Origin of the sequence: Nonomuraea pusilla (genome assembly GCF_900109355.1) — a bacterium.
Classification (GTDB): domain Bacteria; phylum Actinomycetota; class Actinomycetes; order Streptosporangiales; family Streptosporangiaceae; genus Nonomuraea; species Nonomuraea pusilla.
Genome location: NZ_FOBF01000006.1, coordinates 238,267 through 261,782, shown reverse-complemented (window position 1 = coordinate 261,782; position 23,516 = coordinate 238,267). Strand labels below are relative to the sequence as shown.

Here is a 23,516-nt window from a genome sequence, read left to right as displayed (position 1 = left end):
AGACGCTCGGGAGCCGCTCTCGTGAAGAAGATCCTGATCGCACTCTCCCTCACGCTCGGCCTGACGGCCGTCGCCGTGCCCGCCGAGGCGCGCGCCGGGTTCCACCGGGTCGCCTACTTCATCCAGTGGGGCGTGTACGGCCGGAACTACCACGTCAAGGACGTGGACACCACCGGCGCCGCCGCCAAGCTCACCCACCTGAACTACGCCTTCGGCTTCGTCAGCGCAGAAGGCGCCTGCTACTCGGCCGACCCGTGGGCCGACTGGCAGCGGCCCGTACCGGCCGAGCAGAGCGTGGACGGCGTGGCCGACCAGCCGGGGCAGGCGCTCAACGGCAACCTCAACCAGCTCCGCAAGCTCAAGGCGCGGCATCCCGGGCTGAAGGTGCTCATCTCCCTCGGCGGCTGGACCGGCTCGAAGTACTTCTCCGACGCCGTGCTCACCGCCGAGTCGCGGGCGAGGCTGGCGGAGTCGTGCGTGGACCTGTGGCTGCGCGGCAACCTGCCGGGGCTCGAACCCGGCGCGGGCGCGGGCGTGTTCGACGGGATCGACCTCGACTGGGAGTGGCCCGGCTCGTCCGGGAACGACGGCAACGTGATCCGCCCGGAGGACAGGCGGAACTTCACGCTGTTCCTGGAGGAACTGCGTGCCCGCATGTCGGCGTTCGCCCCGAGGGCCCAGCTCACCGCCTTCCTGCCCGCCGCCACGGCGAAGATCGACGCGGGGTACGAGGTGCGCGAGGTGTTCAGGCAGCTCGACTTCGCCACCGTGCAGGGGTATGACCTGCACGGCTCGTGGGAGCGGCAGACCGGGCACAACGGCAACCTGCTGACCGACCGGCGCGACCCCAACCCGGTGCGCTACAGCGTGGACCGGACCGTGCGCGACTACCTCTCGCGGGGCGCGCCCGCCAGGAAGCTCGTCATCGGCGTGCCCGCGTACGGCCAGGGCTGGACCGGCGTGAACGCCGGAGGCGACGGCCTGTACCAGCCCGCCACCGGCCCGGCCCCCGGGAAGTGGGCCGCGGGCACCGAGGACTACAAGGACCTCGTGGCCAAGCCCGGCAAGCGCTACCGCGACCTGCGCACAGGAACGACGTGGCTGTACGACGGCAACGAGTTCTGGTCGTACGACGACCCGGCCGTGCTGCTGCAGAAGGCGGCGTACATCAGGCTGAAGGGGCTGGGCGGCTCGATGATGTGGTCGATCGACCAGGACGACGCCCGCGCCTCCCTCACCTCCGCCCTCTACTCGGTGCTCCGCTGACCGGGGCGGCACGGACCGGCCCCCGCGCCGGCAGCGGGCTCCGGGCCCCTGCCGGCGCGGGCCCTCCGAGCTTCACCGGTCGATCCCCGCACCGCCAGGCCGGCACGTACGCCTACCGCGGGGCCGGCACGCCGGAGTTGAGCGTCGACTCGGAGTCGAGCCCGGCGAGCTGTAACAGCGTCTCCAGCGCCGCCTGTCTCGTCTCCTCGACGGAGCCGCCCCGCTCACCGAAGCACTCGGCGGCCACGTCGAGCAGCGCGGCGACGACCGCGGCGTCGGGGTACGGGACGTCGACCAGCACCGTGCCGTCGTCGCCCGCACCGGCCGCCCCCAGGTGCAGGCGCAGCAGCCGCCGGGTCTCCTCGGCCACGGCGACCCCCAGGACCGCGGCCCGCTCGAAGCGCTCAGAAGCAATCACGTCACCCTCCCGTCGCACAGGTGTTCGGAAGAGAAGGTAGCCGCCTCCACCGACAGAATCCGGCGCGGCCGCCGGGCGGCAGCCCGATCGCCATCCGGCGCCGCCGCCGGACGGCAGCCGCCGCAGCGTCCGCGTCGGCCTGATCGCCTCGTCCGGCCACGTCCAGGCCGCCCCCTGCGGACGTCGTCAGGGACGCGGGTCAGCCCACGTAGACGTGGCTGGGCAGCCCGCCGTAGGTGATCGCGCGGTCCTCACGCATGCCCGCCCTCTCGGCCACCTTCCTGGACGGCGTGTTGATGTCGCGGATCACGGCCACGACCGTGCCGAGCGGGCGACCGACGCGCAGGGCGGCCCGTACGAGCTCCACCGCGTAGCCCTGCCCCCACGCGGAGGGGCGGAAGCAGTAGTAGAGGGTGAGCACGTCCTCGCCGCCGAGGCGGGTGCGGCGCAGCCCGCCGAACCCGAGCACCTCCTGCTCGCCGATGCGGCGCGCCGCCCAGTAGCCGAGGCCGCGCTCGCGCCAGTCGTCCAGCCACAGGCCGAGCATGGCCTTGCTGGACTCCAGGTCGGGGACGGGGCCGCCCGGGTTGTACAGGTTGGTGGCGGGGTCGGCGTGGATCTCGTGCACGGAGTCCAGGTCGGCGGAGGTGACCCGGGAGAGCATCATGCGCTCCGTCCGCACTGCTTCCATACGCCCCAGGCTAGCCCCAGAAATTGCGCATAAATCTGTATAAATCGCCACATTTCAGGCAGATGCCGCCCGGGAGCACGACATCCGGCACTCCACGATGAACGGGCCGACGCCGAACTCCAGGACCGGCGGCACGGCAGGACGCGGATCACCGGCGGCCCGCCCGCCCGCGCCGGTTACTTCTTGGGCTTGTCGGCGCTGGAGTCGGTGGAGAGGGCGGCGACGAAGGCTTCCTGGGGGACCTCGACCCGGCCCACCATCTTCATCCGCTTCTTGCCTTCCTTCTGCTTCTCCAGCAGCTTCCGCTTACGCGAGATGTCGCCGCCGTAGCACTTGGCGAGGACGTCCTTGCGGATGGCGCGGATGTTCTCGCGGGCGATGACCCGGGCGCCGATGGCGGCCTGGATCGGCACCTCGAACTGCTGCCTCGGGATGAGCTCGCGCAGCTTCTTGGCCATGTCGACGCCGTACGCGTATGCCTTGTCCTTGTGGACGATGGCGCTGAACGCGTCGACGGGCTCGCCCTGGAGCAGGATGTCGACCTTGACGAGGTCGGCCTCCTGCTCGCCGGCGGGCTCGTAGTCGAGCGAGGCGTAGCCGCGGGTGCGGGACTTGAGCTGGTCGAAGAAGTCGAAGATGATCTCGCCGAGCGGCAGGGTGTAGCGGATCTCGACGCGGTCCTCGGACAGGTAGTCCATGCCGAGGAGCTGGCCGCGCCGCCCCTGGCAGATCTCCATGATCGCGCCGATGAACTCGGCGGGCGCGAGGATGGTGGACTTGGTGACCGGCTCGAAGACCTGCGCGATCTTGCCGCCCGACGGGAACTCGGACGGGTTGGTGACGGTCAGCTCGCTGCCGTCCTCCATGACCACGCGGTAGACGACGTTCGGCGCGGTGGAGATCAGCGACAGGCCGAACTCGCGCTCCAGCCGCTCACGGACGATCTCCATGTGCAGCAGGCCGAGGAAGCCGACGCGGAAGCCGAAGCCGAGCGCGGCGGACGTCTCGGGCTCGTAGATGAGCGCGGCGTCGTTGAGCTGGAGCTTGTCGAGCGCCTCACGCAGCTCGGGGTACTCGTCGCCGTCGATCGGGTACAGGCCGGAGAACACCATCGGCTTGGGGTGCTCGTACCCGGCGAGCATCTCCTTCGCGGACTTGGCCGCGGAGGTGACGGTGTCGCCGACGCGCGACTGGCGGACGTCCTTCACGCCGGTGATGAGGTAGCCCACCTCGCCCACGCCGAGGCCGAGGTCGGCGGGCATGGGCTCGGGCGAGATGACGCCGATCTCCAGCGTCTCGTGGGTGGCGTTGGTGGACATCATGAGGATGCGCTCGCGCTTGCCCAGGTGGCCGTCGACCACCCGGACGTACGTGACGACGCCGCGGTAGGTGTCGTACACGGAGTCGAAGATCAGCGCGCGGGCGGCGGCGTCGGCGTCGCCGACGGGCGCGGGCACGGTCTGGACGACGTGGTCGAGCAGCTCGCGCACGCCCACGCCGGTCTTGCCCGACACCTTGAGCACGTCGGACGGGTCGCAGCCGATGAGCCCGGCGAGCTCCTCGGCGAACTTCTCGGGCTGCGCCGCCGGAAGGTCGATCTTGTTGAGCACGGGGATGATGTGCAGGTCGGCGTTCATGGCCAGGTAGAGGTTGGCCAGGGTCTGCGCCTCGATGCCCTGCGCGGCGTCGACCAGCAGGATCGCGCCCTCGCACGCCTGCAGCGACCGCGAGACCTCGTAGGTGAAGTCGACGTGGCCGGGCGTGTCGATCATGTTGAGCACGTGGCCGTCCCACGGCAGCCGGACGGCCTGCGACTTGATCGTGATGCCGCGTTCGCGCTCGATGTCCATCCTGTCGAGGTACTGGGCCCTCATGGAGCGGTCGTCGACCACGCCGGTGATCTGCAGCATGCGATCGGCAAGCGTGGACTTGCCGTGGTCGATGTGCGCGATGATGCAGAAGTTGCGGATCAACGCGGGGTCGGTCTGGCCAGGCTGAGTGCGCACCGAAGTCCGTTTCGACAGGGTTGAGGTCAAGCAGTCTTTCATGGTGACATGCCCAGGTGATTGCCCGGACCGTCATCCGCCGCGGCCTGCGCCTGCTCGCGCTTGCCTTGGTCGTCGTGGTGGGCTTGGCCGGCCTTCTGGCCGCCGCGCTCCGCCTCCAGTTTACCGGTGACGCGGCTGCCTGGGCGAAGAGCACGGGCCACGACGCCCTGTGGCTGGGGCACGCGTGGGTGGACGGCCGCCGCACGGAGGCCGACGCGGAGCGGCTGGCGGCGCGGCTGCGGGCGACGGGCGTCAGGGATCTGTACGTCCACTCGGGCCCGTTCGAGCTGGACGGCCGCTTAGATCCCGCCAAATACCCCAACGCCGGAAATTTCGTGATGTGGGTGCGAAAGCACCTCCCGGGGGTCCGCGTCTCCGCCTGGCTCGGCCAGTCCGTCGAGGACGGCCTCGACCTCGACGACCCGAAGGCCCGCGAGAACGTCCTCGCCGGCGCCGCCGCCGTCATGCGGGCCGGGTTCGACGGCGTCCACTACGACTTCGAGCCGGTGGGCGACGGCGACGAGGAGTTCCTCGACCTGCTGGAACGCACGAGGCGGCACGCCCCGCTGCTGTCGGTCGCGACGCCGCAGATCGAGCCGTACCCGCTCATGCGCCCGGCCGCCAGGGTCGCGCTCGGCCATGACAAGTACTGGTCGCGGGGGTACTTCTCGCAGGTCGTGGCCCGCGTGGACCAGGTGGCGATCATGACGTACGACGTCGGGGTGCCGCTGGCGTCGCTCTACGGCGGGTTCGTGGCCAGGCAGGCCGGGCTCGCCCTGGACCTCGTGCCGGAGACGAAGGACCTGTTCGTGGGCGCGCCCGCCTACCACGACCACGGCATGCCCTGGCTGGACGGCGCGGAGAGCGTGGCGACGGCGGCCGAGGGCGCCGGGCTCGCGCTGACGGGCCACGGCCGCCGCGAGCGCTTCGGCCTGGCCCTGTACGTGGACTTCGCCGCCACGGAGGACGACTGGCGCGAGTACATGACGCACTGGATGGCCTGACGACCCTTACACTGGTCGCGGACCCTTTGCCCAGGCCGTTGATTTGAGCAGCCGCCTGGGTTATTGGTAACCTGTTCAACTGCGTGTGGCGCGCCCTCTCTCGAGCCCGCGCGCCCCATCCATCACCAGACTTTCACCGAGGCTTCTTCGTGGCGAACATCAAGTCCCAGATCAAGCGCAACAAGCAGAACGAAAAGGCGCGCATGCGCAACAAGGCCGTCAAGTCTTCGCTGAAGACGGCGGTGCGCAAGTTCCGCGAGGCCGCCGAGCAGGGCGACGTCGAGCAGGCCCTGGTGGCGCAGCGCGCCGCCGCCCGTCAGCTCGACAAGGCCGCCAGCAAGGGCGTCATCCACAAGAACCAGGCCGCGAACCGCAAGTCCGCGATCGCCAAGCAGGTCGCCTCGCTCAGCGCCAAGTGACCTGATGACCCGGCCTTCGGGCATGGCCGCGTAGCCGGGCCGCGACGCCGCACTCCTCCGGAGTGCGGCGTTTCTCGCTTTCTCGGCTCCTTTTGTCACGATTTCGATATCACGTACGCGTCGCCGCGCCGTATCGGCTGCGTCACCGTTGTCATGATCACCTTGCCCTGCCCCTGACACTCCCGGAAAGTGCCTCTGAACGGGCGGCGAAGGGGGAAGCATGCGGGGGCCGTTGGTCGTCAAGCGAGCGTTCAGCGAGCCGCTGCTCCTCCTGGCCGCGTTCGGGTCGATCCTGCTGGCCACCACCACGCTCGTGGCGCTGACCATGTACGCCTCCTCCATCGCCGACGCCGGCGTGCGCAGGACGATGGAGACCGCCTCGTTCCGCCAGACCGCGGCCGCCGTCAGCGCGCCCGTGACCGCAGAGACGTACCCGAAGCTGGACCGCGCGGTGCGGGCGAGGCTCGCGGCGGCCTACCCGGCGGCTCCGCAGATCTCCACCAGCTTCCGCTCCGACTCCTACGCCATGCCGGGGCAGGAGCGGCGCCGGACGCCCGAGCTGCTCAGGTTCGGCAGTTACGAGGGGCTCGACCGGCACGCCAAGCTCGTCTCCGGCTCCTGGCCCGCCGCCCGCGACGACGTGGTGGAGGCGGCGATCTCGCTGTCGGCCGCGTCGGCGACCGGGTTCAAGCCGGGCCAGGAGTTCACCATCGTCAGCCGGCTCGCCCCCAGACCGGTCAAGGTGCGCGTGTCGGGCGTCTTCCAGCTCGACGACCCGTACGGCGAGCGCTGGGCGGGCGAGCAGCTGCTGAGCCGCGGCGTCGAACGACGCGAGTTCACCACCTACGGGCCGCTGATGGTGTCGCGCGACACGTTCGTCTCCCGGTTCGCCACCAGCGTGAACGCCACCTGGACCGCCGAACCCGACCTGCGCGCCCTCACCCCCGCCCAGCTCCGCCCGCTCGCCACCGCCGTCGCCGAGGTGGGCGGCAAGCTGAAGGAGGACGGCTGCACGGGCTGCGTGGTGACCACCCGGCTGCCCGAGATGCTGACGCAGCTCGACACCGCGTCGCTGGTCGCGCGCTCCACCATGCTGATCCCGGTGCTCCAGCTCCTGCTGCTGGCGGCGTACGCGCTGATGCTGACGGCGCGGCTGCTGGCCGACCACCGCCGGATGGAGGTGGCGCTGCTGCGCTCGCGCGGCGCGGGCACCGCCCGCCTGGCCGCGCTCGCCGGCGGCGAGGCGCTGCTCGTGGCGCTGCCCTGCGCGGTCGTGGCGCCGTTCCTCGGCCCGCCGCTGCTCCGGCTGGTGACCGCGCTGCCGTGGATCGAGTGGTCGGGGGTGCGGCTGACGCCCTCACCCGACCTCGGGACGTTCCTCGTGTCGGTCGGCGTGGCGCTGGCCTCGGCGGTGCTGCTGATGCTGCCCGCGCTGGCGGGCGCCCGCCGCACGTACGTGGAGGAGCAGACGGCACGCGGCCGCTCCGGCGGGCGCGGCCTGATCGAGCGGGCCGGCGCGGACGTCGCCCTGCTCGTGGTGGCCGCGCTGGCCATCTGGCAGCTCCAGCGGTACGGCGCCCCCGTGACGGCGACGGCGGGCGGCGGCCTGGGCATCGACCCCCTGATCATCTCGGGCCCCGCGCTGGCGCTGCTCACCGGCGGCATGCTGGGGCTGCGGCTGGTCCCCCGCGTGTCCCGGCTGGCCGAGCGGCTGACGTCCAGGCGGGCCTCGCTCGCCCCCGCGCTCGGCGCCTGGCAGGTGAGCCGCCGCCCGCTCAAGTACGCGGGGCCCGCGCTGCTGCTCACCATGGCGATCGCGATCGGCGTCGTGTCGATGGCGACGGCGTCCACCTGGCGCGCCTCGCAGCTCGACCAGGCCCGCCACCAGGCGGGCGCGGACCTGCGGCTGTCCGGGCCCGCCGACGGCCCCGAGCTGGGCACCCTCGGCAGGGGCACCGCGTTCGCCGGGCTGCCCGGCGTCACCGCCGTCTCCCCCGCCTTCCGCGGCCAGGTCGACGTCAGCGGCGAGGACGCCGTGCTCCTCGGGCTCGACGCCGCCAGGCTCGGCCAGGTGTTCCAGCTCCGCGAGGACCTGTCGGCGCAGCAGGTGCCCGAGCTGGCCCGCGCGCTCGCCGCCGGGCCGCGGGCGGGCGGGTTCGAGCTGCCGGGACGCCCCACGTCGCTCGGCCTGCGCCTGACCGCCGACGCCGAGGTCCCGCTGCGGCTCGTGCTGTCGGACGCCCTCGGCGTCTGGCAGGACCTGCCGGTCGGCACGGTCAAGGCCGGCGAGTCGGCCGTCGAGCTGGACCTGCGTCCCCTCGCCGGACGCACCGGGAAGATCAGCTATCCGCTGTCGCTGCGCGGGATCATCGCGACCCCGCCCCAGGAGGGATCGGCGTCCGTGACCCTGACCGGGCTGAGCGCCGACGGCCGCAGCCTGTCCCCGCCGCCGGTGTCGGTCAAGGCGACCGCGCCGAGCCAGGCCGCGGCCGGGTTCGCGCCGCCCGCCGCGCAGGGGCCGCTGCCCGTGGTGCTCACCGCCGACCTGGCCGCCTCGCTCAAGCTGGCGGCCGGCCAGGTGGGCAAGGCCAGCGTGGACCGGCGCGTCATCGACGTCCGGGTGGCCGGGATCGTCGAGCGGATGCCGACGGCGCTGCCCGGCCAGCGGGCGATGCTGGCCGACTGGGGCGCGCTGCAGGCGCTGGAGCTGACCTCCGCGCAGCCGCCGCGTCCCGCCACCGAGTGGTGGCTCGCCGCCGCGGGCGGCGACGCCTCCGCCGCCCGCGCGGCGCTCCAGCGCGCCCCCGAGTGGGACGTGACCGCCGTGGACCAGCGCGAGCTGGCCGCCAGGCTCCAGGACGACCCGCTCGCCAGCGGCCTGCAGGGCGCCCTGATGCTCGGCTTCGCCGCCGCGCTCGTGTTCGCGGCGCTCGGCTTCCTCGTGAACGCCGCCGTGGCCGCGCGGGAGCGGATGGCGGAGTTCGCCATCCTGCGGGCGCTCGGCGTGAGCTTCCGTCAGGTGTTCGGGCTGCTGGCGATCGAGCAGGCGTTCGTCGTCGTGCTGTCGCTGGCGGCGGGCACCGGCCTCGCCGTCGTGATCGGCGTGCTGGTGGTGCCGCACATCGTGCTGACCGGGCAGGCGTCCGCGGTCACGCCCGACGTGGTGCTGCACATCCCGTGGGGCGCCACGGCCGCCGTGCTGGCGCTCGTGGCCGTGGTGCTGTTCGCGATCGTCGCCGGGCTCGCGCGCAACCTGCGCAGTCAGGGGCTCGACATCCGGGAGGTCCAGTGAGGATCGCGCTGCTCTCGCGCACACACGCGGGCGCGATGGGCGTGCTGTTCGGTCTGACGCTGAGCGCGTGCCTGCTCGTGGCGGCGCTGCCCCGGGCCATGCAGGGCTCGTTCGACGCGGCGCTGCGCCAGTCGCTGCGCGCCGCACCTGCCGTCCAGGCCGACCTGACGGTGACCGTCGCGCCCACCAGGCCCGCGGAGGACCTGCACGAGCGCGGCCAGTTCACGACCAGGGACGACCGCTGGCGGGAGATCCTGCCGCCGGCGCTGCGCCCGCTCGTCGTCCCCGCCGGCTCGGGCGCCGGGCACATGAGCGCCAAGACCGAGCTCACCCCCGTGCAGGGCACGGGCGGGCAGACGTACATCAACCTCGGCTGGCTCTCCGACATGGACCGGCGGGTGGACTGGGTGCGGGGGCACGCCCCCGGCGCGCCGGGCACCATGCGGTGGGAGGGCGACAGCATCCCGGTGTTCGAGGTCGGCGTCGTGGACGAGGCGATGTCCGACATGAACCTCCAGCTCGACCAGGTCAAGGTGCTCGGCGAGGACCACTACGTGGCCGTCAAGATCGTCGGCGCCTTCAAGGCGAAGGACCCCTCCGACCGCTACTGGAGCCACAACCAGGACATCCTGCACGTCAGCCGGCTGCTGCCGCCCGGGAAGCAGGAGTTCGAGAAGCACATCACCACCCTGATGGCCGACCCCGGGCTGGCCGTCCTCGACAGCTTCGGGCGCAACCTGTCGTACAACTGGGTGCTGCCGATCAACGCCGCCCGCGCGTCCGCGCTGGCCGCGCCCGACGTGGACGCGGGGATCACGGAGTTCGCCCGGCTGCTCACGCTGCAGTCGACCAGCTCGGCCGCCCCTTACCGGCTGCTCACCGGCCTGCCCAAGCTGCTGGACGACTTCCTCGCCGCGCTCACCACCGCCCAGACCGTGATGTACCTGGTGCTCGGCGGGCTGCTGGCGGTGGCGATCGGCGTGATCGTCCTGGCCGTGCAGCTGCTCGCCGACCGGCTGGACGGCACGCTGGCGCTGGTGCGGGCGCGCGGAGGGTCGCTGCGGCAGGTCGCGGGCACCGGCGCGGCGCTGACTGCGGTGGCCGTCGTCCCCGCGGGGCTGGCCGGGTACGCGCTGTCCGCCCTCGTCCCCGGCCCCGTGCTGCCGATCGTGCACCTCGGGCCGGCGCTCGTCGTCGGCTGCGCCGTGGGCTTCGCCGCCGCCAGGCTGGCCCTCACCCACCGCACGCCGCTGCACGAGCGGCGCGGCGACGTGACCGCCGCCCGCCCCTCGGCCAAGCGGGTCACGCTGGAGGTGCTGGTGGTGGTGCTGGCGCTGGCCGGCGCGTACCTGCTGCGCACCAGGGACGTCACGTCGCGCGGCCTCGACCCGTTCCTGCTGCTCGTGCCCGTCGCGCTGACCCTGGCCGCCGCGCTGGTGACGCTGCGCTGCTACCCCTACCCGCTGCGACTGCTGGTCCGGCTGACGTCGCGCGGCCGGGCCGCCGTCCCCTTCCTGGGGCTGACCAGGGCGGCGCGGGCCCGCTCCGCCGCCGTGCTGCCGGTGCTGATCCTGCTGCCCGCGCTCGCCGTGTCGGTGTTCGCCGCCGTCGTCTCCGACGGCATCGCGAGCACCCAGCGGCTGGCGTCCTGGCAGACCGTGGGCGCGCCGATCAGGATGACGTCCGAGATCGAGATCCCCGCCGACGCGATCGAGCGGGTGCGCCGGACGCCCGGCGTGGAGCAGGTGGTGCCCGCGCAGACCGGCCGGGTGCAGGTGGGGTTCGGCGCCGAACGGGCCGAGGCCATCGCGGTGGACCTGGCGGGCTGGCAGCGGCTCCTGGACGGCGCCCCGATCAGCCTGCCCGCCGAGCCCGCCGGCGGTGCGGGGACGCCCGCGCTGGTCTCGCCCGAGCTGCGCGGACGCGGCGCGTTCGAGATCGGCTGGCAGTCGCGGGTGAAGGTGGCCACGGCGGGCGTCGTCGACGTCGTGCCCGGCTTCTACACCAAGGGCAAGTTCCTCGTGCTGCCCCTCGAAGCGCTCACCAGGCCCGCCGTGAACACCCTGCTCGTCAAGGGCGACGCCGACCCGGCCGCGCTGGCCGAGGCGGTGCCGTCCGCCAGGGTCGAGTCGCAGCGGGCCGTCCTCGACGCCATCCAGTCCGACCCGCTGACCGCGACCGTCCGGACCACGCTGCTCGTCGTCACCGTCGCGCTCGCCGGATACGCCCTGGTCGCCGTCATCGTCTCCCTCGTCCTCGGCGCCGCCGACCGGGCCGGGGCGCTGGCGTTCCTGCGCGCCCTCGGCCTGTCGGACCGCCAGGCCCGCCGCCTGACCGTGCTGGAGATCCTCCCCATGATCGTCATGACCGCGCTGGCCGGGCTCGGGCTCGGGCTGGCGCTGCCCGCGGCGCTCGGGCCCGGCGTGGACCTGTCCTCCTACGCCGGCGACCTGCCCGTCTCCGCCTACGCCCTCGATCCGCTCACGCCGACCGCGCTCGCGGCCGGGCTGGCCGCCGTCGCCGCGCTCGGCGCGTACGCGCACACCGCCATCAGCCGCCGTCGCAGCCTCGGCGCCGTCCTCCGAGTGGGTGACCTGACATGAACCCGACACCGAACCTCACGCCCGACCTGACGCTCTCCGAGCTGGAGGCCGAGGCGACGCGGAAGAAGGCCGCGTTCGGCGGTGACGCGCACATCGTGTGCGACAACCTCGTCCGCATCTACAAGACCGAGGGCGTCGAGGTGGTCGCCCTGCAGGGCCTCGACCTGGTCGTGGACAAGGGCGAGCTGATCGCCGTCGTCGGCGCGTCAGGGTCGGGCAAGTCCACGCTGCTCAACATCCTGTCCGGCCTCGACGTGCCCACCGCCGGGCTGGCCAGGGTCGCCGGCATGGACCTGCTGTCGATGACGGCCAAGGACCGCCTGCGTTACCGGCGCTCCGTCGTCGGGTTCATCTGGCAGCAGACCGCGCGTAACCTGCTGCCGTACCTGAACGCCAGGGAGAACGTCGAGCTGCCGATGAAGCTGGCCGGGCGGGCGCGCGGACAGCGGGCCTCGGAGCTGCTCGACATGCTCGGCGTCGGCGACTGCGCCGGGCGCAGGATCCCCGAGATGTCCGGCGGCGAGCAGCAGCGCGTCGCCATCGCCGTCGCCCTGGCCAACGAGCCCCAGCTCATCCTGGCCGACGAGCCCACGGGCGAGCTGGACAGCGAGACCTCGGGGCAGGTGTTCGACGCCCTGCGCACCGCCAACAGGGAGCTGGGCGTCACCGTCGTCATCGTCACCCACGACCCGCTCGTGTCCGAGCAGGTGGACCGTACGGTCGGCATCCGCGACGGGCGCACCAGCAGCGAGACGCTGCGGCGCGAGGGCGCGGAGGGGGAGATCGTCGCGGAGGAGTACGCCGTGCTCGACCGGGTGGGCCGCCTGCAGCTCCCCCGCGACTTCATGAACGCGCTCAACATGGAACGCCGGGTGCGCCTCGAACTCGAGTCCGACCACATCGGCGTCTGGCCCGCACGGGAGGAGCCCTCCGATGAGCAGTGAGCCGCTGGTGGTGGCCGAAGGGGTGCGCAAGGTCTACAGGACCGGCCCCAAGGAGGTCGTCGCGCTGCGCGAGGTGTCCTTCGAGGTGCACCCCGGCGAGCTGGTGGCCGTGCGCGGCCGGTCGGGGTCGGGCAAGACGACGCTGCTCAACCAGGTCGGAGGGCTCGACAGGCCCGACGCGGGGCGGGTCGTCGTCGACGGGCGCGAGGTGACCGCGCTGTCGGAGGACGACCTGCTGGGGCTGCGCAGGGACGTCGTCGGCTTCGTCTTCCAGTCGTTCGGGCTGATCCCGGTGCTGTCGGCCGCCGAGAACGTGGGCGTGCCCATGCGGCTGGCCCGCACCCCGGTCGCCGAGCGGGAGGAGCGGGTGCGCACGCTGCTCGCCCTCGTCGGGCTGGAACGCCACGCCAACCAGCGCCCGTACGAGCTGTCCGGCGGGCAGCGCCAGCGCGTCGCCATCGCGCGGGCCCTGGCCAACCGGCCCAGGCTGCTCATCGCGGACGAGCCCACCGGCCAGCTCGACTCCCAGACCGGACGGCAGATCATGGAGCTGCTGCGGGCGCTGGTCCGCAGCGAGGGCGTGACCGCGCTGGTCGCCACCCACGACCCCAGCCTGATCACGCTGGCCGACCGGGTGCTGGAGATCGCCGACGGAGTGGTGCACGAGGCCGTACGAGCCTGAGCCGGCGGCACGCGCGGACTACCGGCCGGCGGGCGGATCGCCGGCCGGCAGCGCGTCCTCCGGCGCCTCGTGGGCGGGCCGGGAGGAGGGCCGCCTCATGGGGGTGGCCAGGGCGGCCAGGTTGGCGGCCGCCACCAGGGCGCCCATCAGCAGCACCAGCGGCGCCACCCCGGTCAGCCCGGCCAGCGGCGCCGCCACGGCCAGTCCGAGGGGCCGCGCCGCGAACGAGATCAGCCCGTCGAAGGAGCGCACCCGGCCCAGCGCCCCCTGCGGGATCTCGTCGGCCAGGACCGTCTCCCACAGCGGGCTGAGCACGCCCAGCCCCGCCATGGCCGCGAAGTACGCCGCGGCCACCGCCCACAGCGGCGCCGACATGCCGAGGGCGATCATCGGCAGCAGGTAGCAGGCCGCGCCCAGCTGGACGGCGACCAGCGGCCTGCGCACCGGCAGCCTCGGGGCGGCCAGCACGCCGGCCACCAGGCCCGCCGTGCCGCACTGGACGATCGTGACCCAGCTCGCCTCGCCGCCGAGCCGCTGCACCGCCACCAGCGGGCCGAGTGTCAGGAACAGCCCGGCCGCGAAGTGCCACACGCCGTGCCCGAGGACGCTCGTCAGGAACCACGGCCGCGCCTTGATCTCGCGCCAGCCCTCGTACAGGTCGCTTCTGAAGGAGGAGGCGGCGCGGGCACGCGGCTGGGGGGCCGTGCGCACGCCGCCGAGGGTGAGCGCCGACCCGGCGAACACGGCGGCGGCGAGCAGCGCCGACCAGCCGGGGCCGGCCGCCACGGTGACCGCCCCGGCGATGGCGGGCGCGGCCATGCTGGACAGGCTGGTGGCCACGCCGATGCGGGCGTTGACCCGCAGCCGTTCCTCACCGGGCACGACGGCGGCCACCAGCCTCGGCACGGCCGGCATGCCGAACGCGATCGCCGCCCCCGCCACCGCCGACAGCACGGCCAGGTCGGCGACCCGGGCGACGCCCAGCAGCAGCTCGGCGGCGATCGCGGCCTGCGACAGGCAGCGGGTCAGGTCGGCGAGGAGCGCGACACGCTCGGGCCTGAACCGGTCGGCGAGCACGCCGCCGACCGGGAGCAGCAGCAGGAGCGGGACGAGCTCGCTGGCCAGCACGAGGCCGAGCGCCTCCGCCGAGCCCGTGACCCGCAGGACGGCGAGGGTGAGCGTGGTCGGGATCAGGGCGGTGGCCAGGGCCGACAGGCAGCGGCCGACGAGGAGGCGGTGCTTCATGGGGCAGCAGACTATTTCGCTGGCGAACCATTCGTCAACAAAATACTCGGTGGCGTATGATCGCGTGGCATGGAGGACTCGGTCGACAGACACCTGGCCCGCTGGCGCGGCAAGGCCCCGTTCGAGGAGCGGGTCGAGGCGATCGTCACCCGCATGCAGACGCTGGTGAAGCACCTCGCCCACACCAAGGAGGCCGCGCTCGCCCAGGTCGGGATGCAGGACTACGAGTTCGAGACCCTGCACAGGCTCGTGGCGCGGGACGGCCGCGCCACCCCGTCCGAGCTGGCGGCCGACCTGCTGCTCTCCCCCGCCGGCATGACCGGGCGGCTCGACACGCTGGAGAAGGCCGGGCTGGTCCGCCGGGTACGGAGCGTCGAGGACCGCCGCCGCGTGGACGTCGAACTCACCCCCAAGGGCCGTGACCTGTGGACCGACGCCATGACGATCCGCGGCGAGGTGGAGGCGCACATGGTCCACGTCCTCGACGAGGAGGCGCAGGCGCAGCTCGACCGGCTGCTCAGGCGCCTGCTCACCAGCGTCGAGTCAGGCCGCGTCCCCTGGGACACCCGGCCCGCCTGACGGGCCCACCTTGATCACCGAACGAGGAGTGCGATGAAGCACGTGTTATGCCGAGTGACGGTCGCGGCCGTCGTGGCGCTCGCGGCGACGGCCGCACCGGCCGTGTCCGCCGCGGCGGAGCCGCCCCCGGAGATCGGCGCCGGCGACGACTGGGAGATCGCCGTCTTCCTGTGCACGCCGTCCGCGTACGACTGCCACAAGCGGTACGCCACGGCCGAGCAGCGGCGGGACGTCGAGAGGTTCCTGAAGGGCACGCCCGAGGTCACCCAGGTGCGCCACGTGAGCCGGGCCTCGGCGTACGCGAGCTTCCGCAAGGAGTTCGCCGGACGCAAGGCGGTGCTGGCGGGTGTGCGCGCCAGGGACCTGCCCGAGTCGTTCCGCGTGCGGGTGTCGGGCGTGGCGGACCGTGGCCGGATCAGGGCTCTGGCGAACCGGCGGCCAGGCGTCGGGGTCGCCGTCGATCAGTCGGAGAGTCATGCCGGCGCCACGGCGATCTCCGAGTGGTGGGACATGTCGCTGTTTCTCTGCATGAAGGACTCGGCGCTGCCCGCATGCCTGCGCGGGCGGGGCAAGGCGAACAAGAAGGCGGTCACCGCCGAGGAGAAGAAGGCGATCGCCGCCGCCATCGAAAGCATCCCCGAGGTCGAATCGTACGAGTACGAGGACCAGGCGACGGCGTACCGGAACTTCGTCGAGGCGAACCCGGACAAGCAAGAGCTCATCTCGGTCACCAAGGTGTCGGACATGCCCGAGTCGTTCCGGCTGACGCTGCGGCCCCAGGCCGACTGGGCCGCCCCGCGCCGCCGCCTGGCCCGCATGCCAGGGGTGGCCAGCATGAGCGACAAGAAGTGCAACCTGCTGACACTGAGACTCTGGTCGGAGTACGGGCTCCATGGGCCCCGCTCCGGAACCGAGGGCTGCCCATAAGAGCACGCGGTCACGAGCCCGGACGGCGGCCTCGCCCGGCCTCCGAGACGCCGTCCCCGCCCGTTCAGCCCTGCGGAGTAATCCGGACAGAGAGCCGGCTCGTCACTCCGCGCAGACGCCCGGCGGTTCGAGGTGGCTCAGCCGGGCGGGCCGGAGGCCGTCCATCAGGAGGTTCAGCAGGCGGCCGGCCCTGACTTCGCTCCCGGCACGGGGGGCCACGGTGAAGATGCCGATGAGCGAGGCGGCGACGTCCTCGGCGGTGACGTCCGAGCGGAGATCGCCTGCCGCACGGCCGGCGTCGAGAATCGTGGTGACGGCCGTCAGCAGCTCGGTTCGACGCTCTCGGAGCCGAGCCGGTCGCCTACGGCGACGGACTGGCCGACCGGGGCCGAGCGCTCGCTCCCGGCGGCGTCACCGCCGCCATCGACCTGCACGGGGTGGAGACAGTGCACGTCGCAAGGGAACCAGGCGTCCCGGACAGCCGCATCTGCGCCATCGCCGCGCAGGTCCACGGCGTGGCGGCGGCCAACGGCGCGAACGCCGCTCCCGGCGCCCTGGAAGAGATCGCCCGCCTGGTCGCGGCGGGCCGACTGCGGGTGCCCGTCGCGGCGAGCTTCCCGATCGAGCAGATCCGCCGCGCCGCCGAACTCCAGGCCGGTCGGCACGTGCAGGGCAAGGTCGTCATCGACCTCCAGCCGCACTGGCCCGTGAGGCCGGGACGCCGGTGGTGGCCTCATCCCCGCTCCAACCTGCAGAACCACCAACCCGGCGAACCATCCCGGTCAAACCACCGGCGAGCACCGCCGAGGCGGCGTCCCCCCTCCCCAGGCCCTCCAGCCGGGCAGGCCCCTCCGGTGCCGGCGGATCAGCGGAGAGGGCGGAAGAAGGTCGTCAGCTCGCGGCCCATCAGGTCGGGCTCCTCCAGCGCCAGGAAGTGCCCGCCGCGGCCCGGCTCCGACCAGTGCCGCAGATCGGTGCAGGCTCGCTCCGCCAGCGACCGTGGCATGGCCGCGATCACCGGCTCGTGGCTGAGCGTCACCCCCACCGGCACCGTGATGGGCGGGCGCGGCGCGTTGTGCCCCCAGTCGGCGTACTGGCGGAACGACGTCCCGATCGAGCCCGTAGCCCAGTACAACGTGAGGATCGTCAGCAGCGTGTCCCGGTCGAAGCGGGTCTCCACGTCGCCGCCGCAGTCGCTCCAGTCGCGGTACTTGTCCACGATCCACGCCGCCAGCCCCACCGGCGAGTCGACGAGCGCGGCGGCGATCGTGTCGGGACGGGTGATCATGATGGCGCTGTAGCCGCCGTCCTGCTCGTCGTACGCGGCCTCCGCGTCCAGGAACGCCCGCTCCTCCGGCGACAGCGGCAGCTCGTCCGCGGCGGGCGGGATCGGCGGATGGATGAAATGGACCCCTGCCACCCGGTCCGGGAACAGCGCCCCCAGCCAGCCCGCCACCGCCCCGCCGATGTCCCCGCCGAACGCCGCGTACCGCTCGTACCCGAGCACCTGCGTCATCAGGGCGTGCAGGACGCGCGCCATCGCCTCACGCGTCAGCGGCTCGTCGAGCAGCTCCGAGTAGAGGAACCCCGGCAGGGACGGGACGATCACGTCGAACGCGTCCGCCGGGTCGCCGCCGAACCGCCCAGGATCGGCCAGCCTGGCGGCCAGCGGCAGCATCTCCAGGAAACTGCTCGGCCAGCCGTGACACAGCAGGATCGGCAGCGGATCGGGCCCCCTGCCGGGAATCCTGACGAAATGCAGCTCCCGCCCGTCCACCCGCGCCCGGTGCTGCGAGAACCCGTTCAGCTCGCGCTCCCGCGCCCGGAAGTCGAAGCCGTCGGCCCAGTACGCCACCAGGTCACGCAGGTACCCGGGATCCGCCCCGCCCTCCCACGGGCGGCCCCCGCTGGGCACGGTGAACCTCGCCTTGCGCAGCCTGGCCCGCAGGTCCTGGAGCACCGCGTCCGGCACGTCGATGAGGAAGTCGGAGACAGTCACAGGTCCCACCCCACCATGCCGCCGTCCCGGATCCAACCCGATCACCGCGTACCCGGCTGGTGCTCGCCGCCGCGCTCCCACTGCCACAGGCGCTCGCCGTCCTCGACGATCTCCGTCGCCCGCAGCCCGGCCCTGGCCGCCACCTTCATGGACGCCTCGTGATCAGGGTGGACGTGCGCCTGCAGGAGCACCGCCCCCTGGCCCCGCAACCATCCGGCCAACGCCACGGCGGCCTCGGAGGCGTACCCTCGCCCCTGCCAGGCCACCCCCACCACCCAAGCGATCTCAGCCCGCCACACCCCGCTGCCGACCTGACCGGCCATGGGGACGGCCACCTCGGCAGCTGCCGACCCGACGGCCCGGACAGCCACCTGGTCGGCTGTCGGCACGCCGACCTGCACCTTGGCAGCTGTCGGCACGCTGACCTGCCCCTTGGCAGCTGTCGGCACCACGGCATGGACAGTCGCCAGGGCGGCTGTCGGCACAGTGGCCTGGACAGTGGCCTGGACAGTCGCCTGGACAGTGCCCACCGCCTGGCCGTCCTCCCTGCGCCGCAGGATCCAGTTCAGCCACTCCTGGCGTCCGTCCGGGGAACGGCCCACGGCCAGCCTGGCGTAGCGGGCACGCAGTCCCTCCAGGTCGGGCGGCTCCCCTCCGATGAAGGCGTACAGCTCCTGACCGGCGAGCACGCTCACCATGTCGTCGGCGTCCTCCACCGCGAGAGGCGTCAACGTCAGCCGGTCCGCCTCGATCCGACCAGCGACCAGGCGGCGGCTGTCGGCCTTGTCATGCTCCACGCACAGGAGTCTTCCGTCCTAGCCGCCCCACCCGCCAACCCTTTTCCCCCCGAACACCCCAAAGCCCCCAGGAAGCGCTCATCCCGACCATCGAACCCGAGCATCAGACCTGGCCACCCCCTCCGGCTTCACATATTCACAAGCGCCGGACACGATCACCGCCGTTCACCCCGTGACCAGCCCGTGTCATCCCCCTCCACACCGGCTCCTTCGGCCCGGGCAAACCCTCGCAAGCTGACCACCTCCAGGACGAGCCGAGGACGTCAAGCTTGGCGGCGACATCTCCTACTGCCTAGTGCAACTTGCCCCCGGCAGCCAGCGCGACTTATGACCAATACACCTCGCCACCGGCTCCTACCGGATAGCGCGACTTCTGACCGAACGCGCCACGGCTTCTACCGAGCAGTGCGACTCGTCCCAGCTCAATCCGCCGGTACGACTCCTACCGGGCAGTGCAACCCCTGACCGGCACAACGCGCCACCAACTCTTACCGGGCAGTGCCACTCCCGGCCGGTGCAACTCGTACATCCGCTCCTGCCGTCGGCTCGACTCGTCACCCGGCTCAATCCGCCAGTACGACTCCTACCGGCCGGTTCGGCTCGCCACGATGACCTGTACGGCGTGCTCCAGCGCGTAACCCGGGTCGGCGCCGCCGCCCTTGACCTGTTCGTCGGCGTCGGCCACAGCCTGCATCGCCCGCGACAACCCCTCCGGCCCCCAACCGTTGAGCTGCCGCTTCACCCGGTCGATCTTCCACGGCGGCATGCCGAGGTGGCTCGCCAGCTGACCGCCCCGCAGATTCCGGGGCGCGCCACCCACTTTCGCCAGCGACCTCAACCCGCCCGCCAGCGCACTGACCAGCAACACCGGCGCCACTCCCGTGCCGAGCGCCCACCGGAGCTGCTCCAGCGCCTCCGCGAGCCGCCCCTCGATCGCCGCGTCGGCCACCGTGAACCCGGTGACCTCCGCCCGCCCCTTGTGGTACCGGGCGACGGCCTCAAGGCTGATCGTCTTGTCCTGAGTGTCGAACACGAGCTGGTTGCACACCGCCGCCAGTTCCCGCAGGTCGTTGCCCACGGCGTCGAGCAGGGCCTGCGCGGCGTCGGCCGAGATGTTCCGTCCGGCCCGCTTGATCTCCTGCTTGATGAAGTCGAGCCGCTCGGCGGGCTTGGTGACTTTGTTGACCGTCACGACGGCCGCCCCGGCCTTCTTCACCCCGTCGACCAGTGCCTTGCCCTTCACCCCGCCCGGATGCGTCAGGACGAGCACCGTGTCGTCCGACGGCTGCTTGGTGTAGGCGACGAGCTCGGCGATGACCTCCTTGGACAGGTCCTGCGCCGACCTGATCACGACCACGGACCGGTCGCCGAACAGCGACGGCGAGGTGAGTTGCGTCAACTCCCCAGTGCCGACCTTGCCGCCGACCAGGTCGTGCACCTCCGTCCCCGGATCGGCGGCCCGGGCCGCCGCGACGACGCCGCTGACCACGCGCTCGGCCAGCAACTCCTCGTCGCCGAGAACCAGGGTCACAGGTGCTGGATCGCTTGCCGCCATGTCGAGCAGCATGCCATGCCCCACACCCAACCCGGAAACCGATCGCCCGACCCCAGCCACAACGCCCTGAGCCCCAGGATGCACCGCCAGGAAGAAGCAGCCCGACGGCCGGATGCCGTATCAGGACCCAGCAAGCCAGCAGCGGAAGACGACACCATGACCGAGCAGGCCCGCAGCCGGAGACGACACCAGGGCAAGCAACGCAGCAGCCGGAGGCGAGACCAGCGCACCAGCCCGGCGGCGGGATACCGCAGCAGAGCGGAGCAAGCCCCGTGCGGGCTCCAGGACGAACAAGCCAGCAGCCTCGTACAGACACCAGGGCGAACAAGCCAGCGGCCTCGTACGGGCACCAGGGCGAAGTAGGCCCGGCGGCGGGATGCGGCAGCGGGGCGGAGCACACCGTGGGCTCGATGCGGCGCCGTGCAGGGCTGTGACCGATACATGACGCCGATAACCGGAATGCCGCCCACCTCCGGCATCACGCCCTGACTGAGAACACCCCGGCATGTCGCCCTGACGGGAACATCACCACACCGCGCCCTGACCAGAAAGATCACCGCGCCGTGCACCCCTGACCCAGAACATCACCGCACCGTGCACCCCGACCCGGAACATCACCGGACCCGTGTGCCTTGACCGGCAACATCACCGGACCCGTGTGCCTTGACCGGCAACATCACCGCACTCGTGCGCCCGCGCTCGGGCATCGCGCCCTGGCTGAGGAATCACCACAAACAGGGCAGTCCGGCCGGGCGAAAGCAGTCATCAGCCGCGGCTCATGGGGGGCGGCGGGTCAGCACGGCCAGGGTGCCTTCCTGGTCGACGACGGCGATGTCGCCCGACTGGTCCGTACGGTAGACACGGGCGCCGAGGCGGCGCATGAGGGCGAGCGTCGAATCGGCCGGATGGCCGTAGTCGTTGCCCGCGCCGACGCTGACCAGGGCCGCCCTCGCCCCCACCGACGACAGGAAGTCCGGCGACTGGCGAGGCGAACCGTGGTGCGGGATCTTCAGGACGTCCGCCCTGACGGCCTCCTGCCGGACCAGTTCCTCCTGGACCTCCGTTTCGATGTCGCCGGTGAGCAGCGCCGAACCAGCCCGCCACCGCACGTGGACGACCACGCTCGCGTTGTTGCTCACACTGCCTTCGCCCTGCCCGTTCACCTCCTCGTGGGCAGGTTCGGGGGCGATGACGGTCACCTCCGACGGCCCGAACCGCCACCGGGTGCCGGGCGGCGCCGTCCACTCCGGGATCCGCTGGCGGGCCAGGGTGGTGGACAGGCGGGACTCGGCGTCCGGCGCGGTGCGCTCCGGAGTGACGAGCACGGCGCCGACCCTCCGCCCTCTGAGCACGCCGGACAAGCCGTCGACGTGGTCGGCGTGCGGGTGGGTGAGGATCACCAGCGGCACGTCGCTCACGCCGAGCCTGCGCAGGCAGCGGTCCATGACCACCGGATCGGGGCCGGTGTCGACGATCACCCCACGCCCTGGACCGGCCGCCAGCACCAGGCCGTCTCCCTGGCCGACGTCGCACATCACCATCAGCCACCCGCTCGGCGGCCAGGGTCCGGCGAGCGGCCTGACCGCCAGCGCCACGACCAGCGCGGCCCCTGCCATCACCGCCACCGCAGCCCGCCCGGCGGGACGCCGCAGGACCGGCACGGCCATGGCCACCACCGCGGCCAGCAGAGCCAGCCCGCCGAGCCCGCCCGGCCACGGCACGGTCGCGTACGGCACCGCCGCCGCCCAGCCCGCGACGGTGATGATCCACTGGACCGCGTGCCCAGCGGGGATCACGAGGAGACGCGCGGCCTCCGGCCAGAAGGGCGCGACCAGCGCCGCCCCGAACCCCAGCAGCGTCGCGGGCGCCACCGCGGGCGCGACAAGCAGGTTCGCGGGCACGGCGACCAGGCTCACCTGGCCGGACATCAGCACCAGCACGGGCGTCACCGCGGCCTGCGCCGCGGCGGGCACAGCCATCGCCTCGGCCGCCCACCGAGGCAGCCTGACCCGCCCGGACGCTCCACACAGCGCGTCGCGCCAGCGTGGGGCCAGCAGCAGGATGCCGGCGGTGGCGGCCACCGAGAGGGCGAACCCGTACGAACGGGCCAACTCCGGAGCGAACAACACCAGAAGCAGCACCGTGGCTGACAGCGCGGCGACGCCGTCCTTCGTGCGTCCGGTGCCGAGGGCCACGGCGGCCACCAGCCCCATGAGCAGGGCACGCAGCACGCTCGGGGACGGCCGCGCGACCACTGCGAACGCCACCATCGCGATCGCCGCGAAGGACGCCCGCAGCGGCAGGGAGAGACCGAGCACCCGCGACAGCGCGAGCGCCGCCCCCGCCACGATCGCCAGGTTGGCCCCGCTGACCGCCGTCAAGTGGCTGAGCCCGGCTTCCTTCAGGTCGGCGGCGACATGCTGGTCCATGCGCGACACGTCGCCCACCACAAGTCCGGGCAGGAGACCGGCCTGCTCCGGCGGAAGAGTGCCGGCGGCCTCGCGCAGGCCCGCCCGCACGGCGCCCGCCGCCGTCTGCAGTGAGGACGGAGGCGTCAGCACCTGTGGCGGCCCCCGGACCAGGAGGACGGCCGCCGTCAGGTCGCCGGGAGTCGGCCGCGCCAGCCGGGCCGTGACGTCGAGGCGCTGGCTCGGGAGGAGCGCCGTCCACTCCCGCCCGGTGGCGAACACGGTGACAGGCACGTCGACCGCCAGGCGCGCGTCACGGGTCCGGATCGTGACGAGGGTGGCGGGGACGACGATCCGGTCCCGGGCGAAACGGCCCGCCCGGCGAGGCAGGAGCTTGGGATCGTCGGTCAGGACGACACTCGCGCTGACGGTGGCGCTCCTGGCGGCGAGGTCGGCGACAGGGCCGGTGGTCACGGCCTGGACGCGAAACGCCACAGAGGCCGACGCCGCCGCCACGCAGACCAGCACCGCCACCCCGACCACCCGCCACGCTCTTCCCCCTCCCCGACAGTCGCACTCACCCATTCCCCCAACTCCCGCACAGCCAGGCCGCCCTTCCTCGCAGCATCCCGCGCATTC

Annotated in this window: 19 protein-coding genes and 1 pseudogene; 10 read left to right on the top strand and 10 right to left on the bottom strand. The window is 72.7% G+C overall.

Translation table 11 applies throughout. The annotated features are described in order from the left end of the window. Nucleotides 1-21: 21 nt before the first annotated feature. Nucleotides 22-1,266, top strand: coding sequence for a glycoside hydrolase family 18 protein (locus BMX74_RS15510; protein ID WP_256256965.1), 1,245 nt, complete (start codon nucleotides 22-24; stop codon nucleotides 1,264-1,266). Nucleotides 1,267-1,378: 112 nt separating this feature from the next. On the opposite strand, the gene BMX74_RS15505 is transcribed toward BMX74_RS15510, so the two are convergent. From BMX74_RS15505 to lepA, 3 genes are all read right to left on the bottom strand, one after another. Further along, nucleotides 1,379-1,684 carry a hypothetical protein gene (locus BMX74_RS15505; protein ID WP_055503485.1) on the bottom strand — a complete coding sequence of 102 codons (306 nt, stop codon included), beginning with the start codon at nucleotides 1,682-1,684 and terminating at the stop codon, nucleotides 1,379-1,381. Between the two features lie 199 nt (nucleotides 1,685-1,883). Beyond that, nucleotides 1,884-2,375 (bottom strand): GNAT family N-acetyltransferase, encoded by a 492-nt coding sequence (locus BMX74_RS15500; protein ID WP_256256964.1) that lies wholly within the window; start codon nucleotides 2,373-2,375, stop codon nucleotides 1,884-1,886. 176 nt (nucleotides 2,376-2,551) lie between these two features. Continuing rightward, complete coding sequence (lepA, locus tag BMX74_RS15495; RefSeq protein ID WP_055503487.1) at nucleotides 2,552-4,423, bottom strand: translation elongation factor 4; 1,872 nt, start codon at nucleotides 4,421-4,423, stop codon at nucleotides 2,552-2,554. Between the two features lie 14 nt (nucleotides 4,424-4,437). On the opposite strand from lepA, the gene BMX74_RS15490 reads away from it, so the two are divergent. The 6 genes from BMX74_RS15490 to BMX74_RS15465 all read left to right on the top strand — a co-directional run bounded on the left by BMX74_RS15490 (nucleotide 4,438) and on the right by BMX74_RS15465 (nucleotide 13,367). Further along, a complete protein-coding gene (locus BMX74_RS15490; protein ID WP_091100999.1) occupies nucleotides 4,438-5,427 on the top strand; it encodes a glycoside hydrolase family 18 protein in 990 nt (329 codons plus the stop codon). A gap of 149 nt (nucleotides 5,428-5,576) precedes the next feature. Then, a complete protein-coding gene (gene rpsT / locus BMX74_RS15485; protein ID WP_055503489.1) occupies nucleotides 5,577-5,846 on the top strand; it encodes a 30S ribosomal protein S20 in 270 nt (89 codons plus the stop codon). A gap of 220 nt (nucleotides 5,847-6,066) precedes the next feature. Further along, nucleotides 6,067-9,138, top strand: coding sequence for an ABC transporter permease (locus BMX74_RS15480; RefSeq protein ID WP_091100996.1), 3,072 nt, complete (start codon nucleotides 6,067-6,069; stop codon nucleotides 9,136-9,138). After that, nucleotides 9,135-11,741: an FtsX-like permease family protein gene (locus BMX74_RS15475; RefSeq protein ID WP_091100994.1), complete on the top strand. Its 2,607-nt coding sequence runs from the start codon at nucleotides 9,135-9,137 to the stop codon at nucleotides 11,739-11,741. The genes BMX74_RS15480 and BMX74_RS15475 overlap by 4 nt, the downstream gene beginning before the upstream one ends. Next, entirely contained in the window at nucleotides 11,738-12,685 is a 948-nt protein-coding gene (locus BMX74_RS15470; protein ID WP_091100991.1) for an ABC transporter ATP-binding protein, read from the top strand. Before BMX74_RS15475 ends, BMX74_RS15470 begins: the two co-directional genes overlap by 4 nt. Continuing rightward, nucleotides 12,675-13,367: an ABC transporter ATP-binding protein gene (locus tag BMX74_RS15465; RefSeq protein WP_055503493.1), complete on the top strand. Its 693-nt coding sequence runs from the start codon at nucleotides 12,675-12,677 to the stop codon at nucleotides 13,365-13,367. The genes BMX74_RS15470 and BMX74_RS15465 overlap by 11 nt, the downstream gene beginning before the upstream one ends. Nucleotides 13,368-13,385: 18 nt before the next feature. Here the strand turns inward: BMX74_RS15465 and BMX74_RS15460 are convergent, their stop codons facing one another. Continuing rightward, entirely contained in the window at nucleotides 13,386-14,612 is a 1,227-nt protein-coding gene (locus BMX74_RS15460) for an MFS transporter (protein WP_091100990.1), read from the bottom strand. A gap of 69 nt (nucleotides 14,613-14,681) precedes the next feature. Here BMX74_RS15460 and BMX74_RS15455 point away from each other — a divergent pair, with 69 nt between their 5' ends. Together BMX74_RS15455 and BMX74_RS15450 are read left to right on the top strand one after the other, a co-directional pair. Continuing rightward, complete coding sequence (locus tag BMX74_RS15455; protein WP_055503495.1) at nucleotides 14,682-15,191, top strand: MarR family winged helix-turn-helix transcriptional regulator; 510 nt, start codon at nucleotides 14,682-14,684, stop codon at nucleotides 15,189-15,191. A 33-nt stretch (nucleotides 15,192-15,224) separates the two neighbouring features. After that, nucleotides 15,225-16,118, top strand: a complete 894-nt coding sequence (locus BMX74_RS15450) for a permease-like cell division protein FtsX (RefSeq protein WP_143078669.1) — start codon at nucleotides 15,225-15,227, stop codon at nucleotides 16,116-16,118. Between the two features lie 102 nt (nucleotides 16,119-16,220). Here BMX74_RS15450 and BMX74_RS46485 read toward each other — a convergent pair whose 3' ends face one another. Both BMX74_RS46485 and BMX74_RS44955 read right to left on the bottom strand, forming a co-directional pair. Next, entirely contained in the window at nucleotides 16,221-16,424 is a 204-nt protein-coding gene (locus BMX74_RS46485; protein ID WP_337959849.1) for an SbtR family transcriptional regulator, read from the bottom strand. A gap of 14 nt (nucleotides 16,425-16,438) precedes the next feature. Continuing rightward, nucleotides 16,439-16,819 (bottom strand): hypothetical protein, encoded by a 381-nt coding sequence (locus BMX74_RS44955; RefSeq protein WP_218153962.1) that lies wholly within the window; start codon nucleotides 16,817-16,819, stop codon nucleotides 16,439-16,441. Here BMX74_RS44955 and BMX74_RS46290 point away from each other — a divergent pair. Next, entirely contained in the window at nucleotides 16,709-17,419 is a 711-nt protein-coding gene (locus BMX74_RS46290; RefSeq protein WP_337959848.1) for a hypothetical protein, read from the top strand. The two genes, BMX74_RS44955 and BMX74_RS46290, sit on opposite strands and share 111 nt — an antisense overlap. An 83-nt stretch (nucleotides 17,420-17,502) precedes the next feature. On the opposite strand, the pseudogene BMX74_RS46285 reads toward BMX74_RS46290, so the two are convergent. The 4 genes and pseudogenes from BMX74_RS46285 to BMX74_RS15420 form a co-directional block, all read right to left on the bottom strand. Then, a pseudogene (locus BMX74_RS46285) lies at nucleotides 17,503-18,117 on the bottom strand (epoxide hydrolase family protein); the annotation flags it as partial. 41 nt (nucleotides 18,118-18,158) lie between these two features. Next, the gene (locus BMX74_RS15430) at nucleotides 18,159-18,914 is read right to left on the bottom strand and encodes a GNAT family N-acetyltransferase (RefSeq protein ID WP_218153961.1); all 756 of its coding nucleotides are present in this window, start codon (nucleotides 18,912-18,914) and stop codon (nucleotides 18,159-18,161) included. Nucleotides 18,915-19,497: 583 nt separating this feature from the next. Continuing rightward, nucleotides 19,498-20,481 (bottom strand): DNA polymerase III subunit delta, encoded by a 984-nt coding sequence (gene holA / locus BMX74_RS15425; RefSeq protein ID WP_177227355.1) that lies wholly within the window; start codon nucleotides 20,479-20,481, stop codon nucleotides 19,498-19,500. A gap of 764 nt (nucleotides 20,482-21,245) precedes the next feature. Next, nucleotides 21,246-23,351 (bottom strand): ComEC/Rec2 family competence protein, encoded by a 2,106-nt coding sequence (locus tag BMX74_RS15420; protein WP_256256963.1) that lies wholly within the window; start codon nucleotides 23,349-23,351, stop codon nucleotides 21,246-21,248. Nucleotides 23,352-23,516 lie beyond the last annotated feature (165 nt).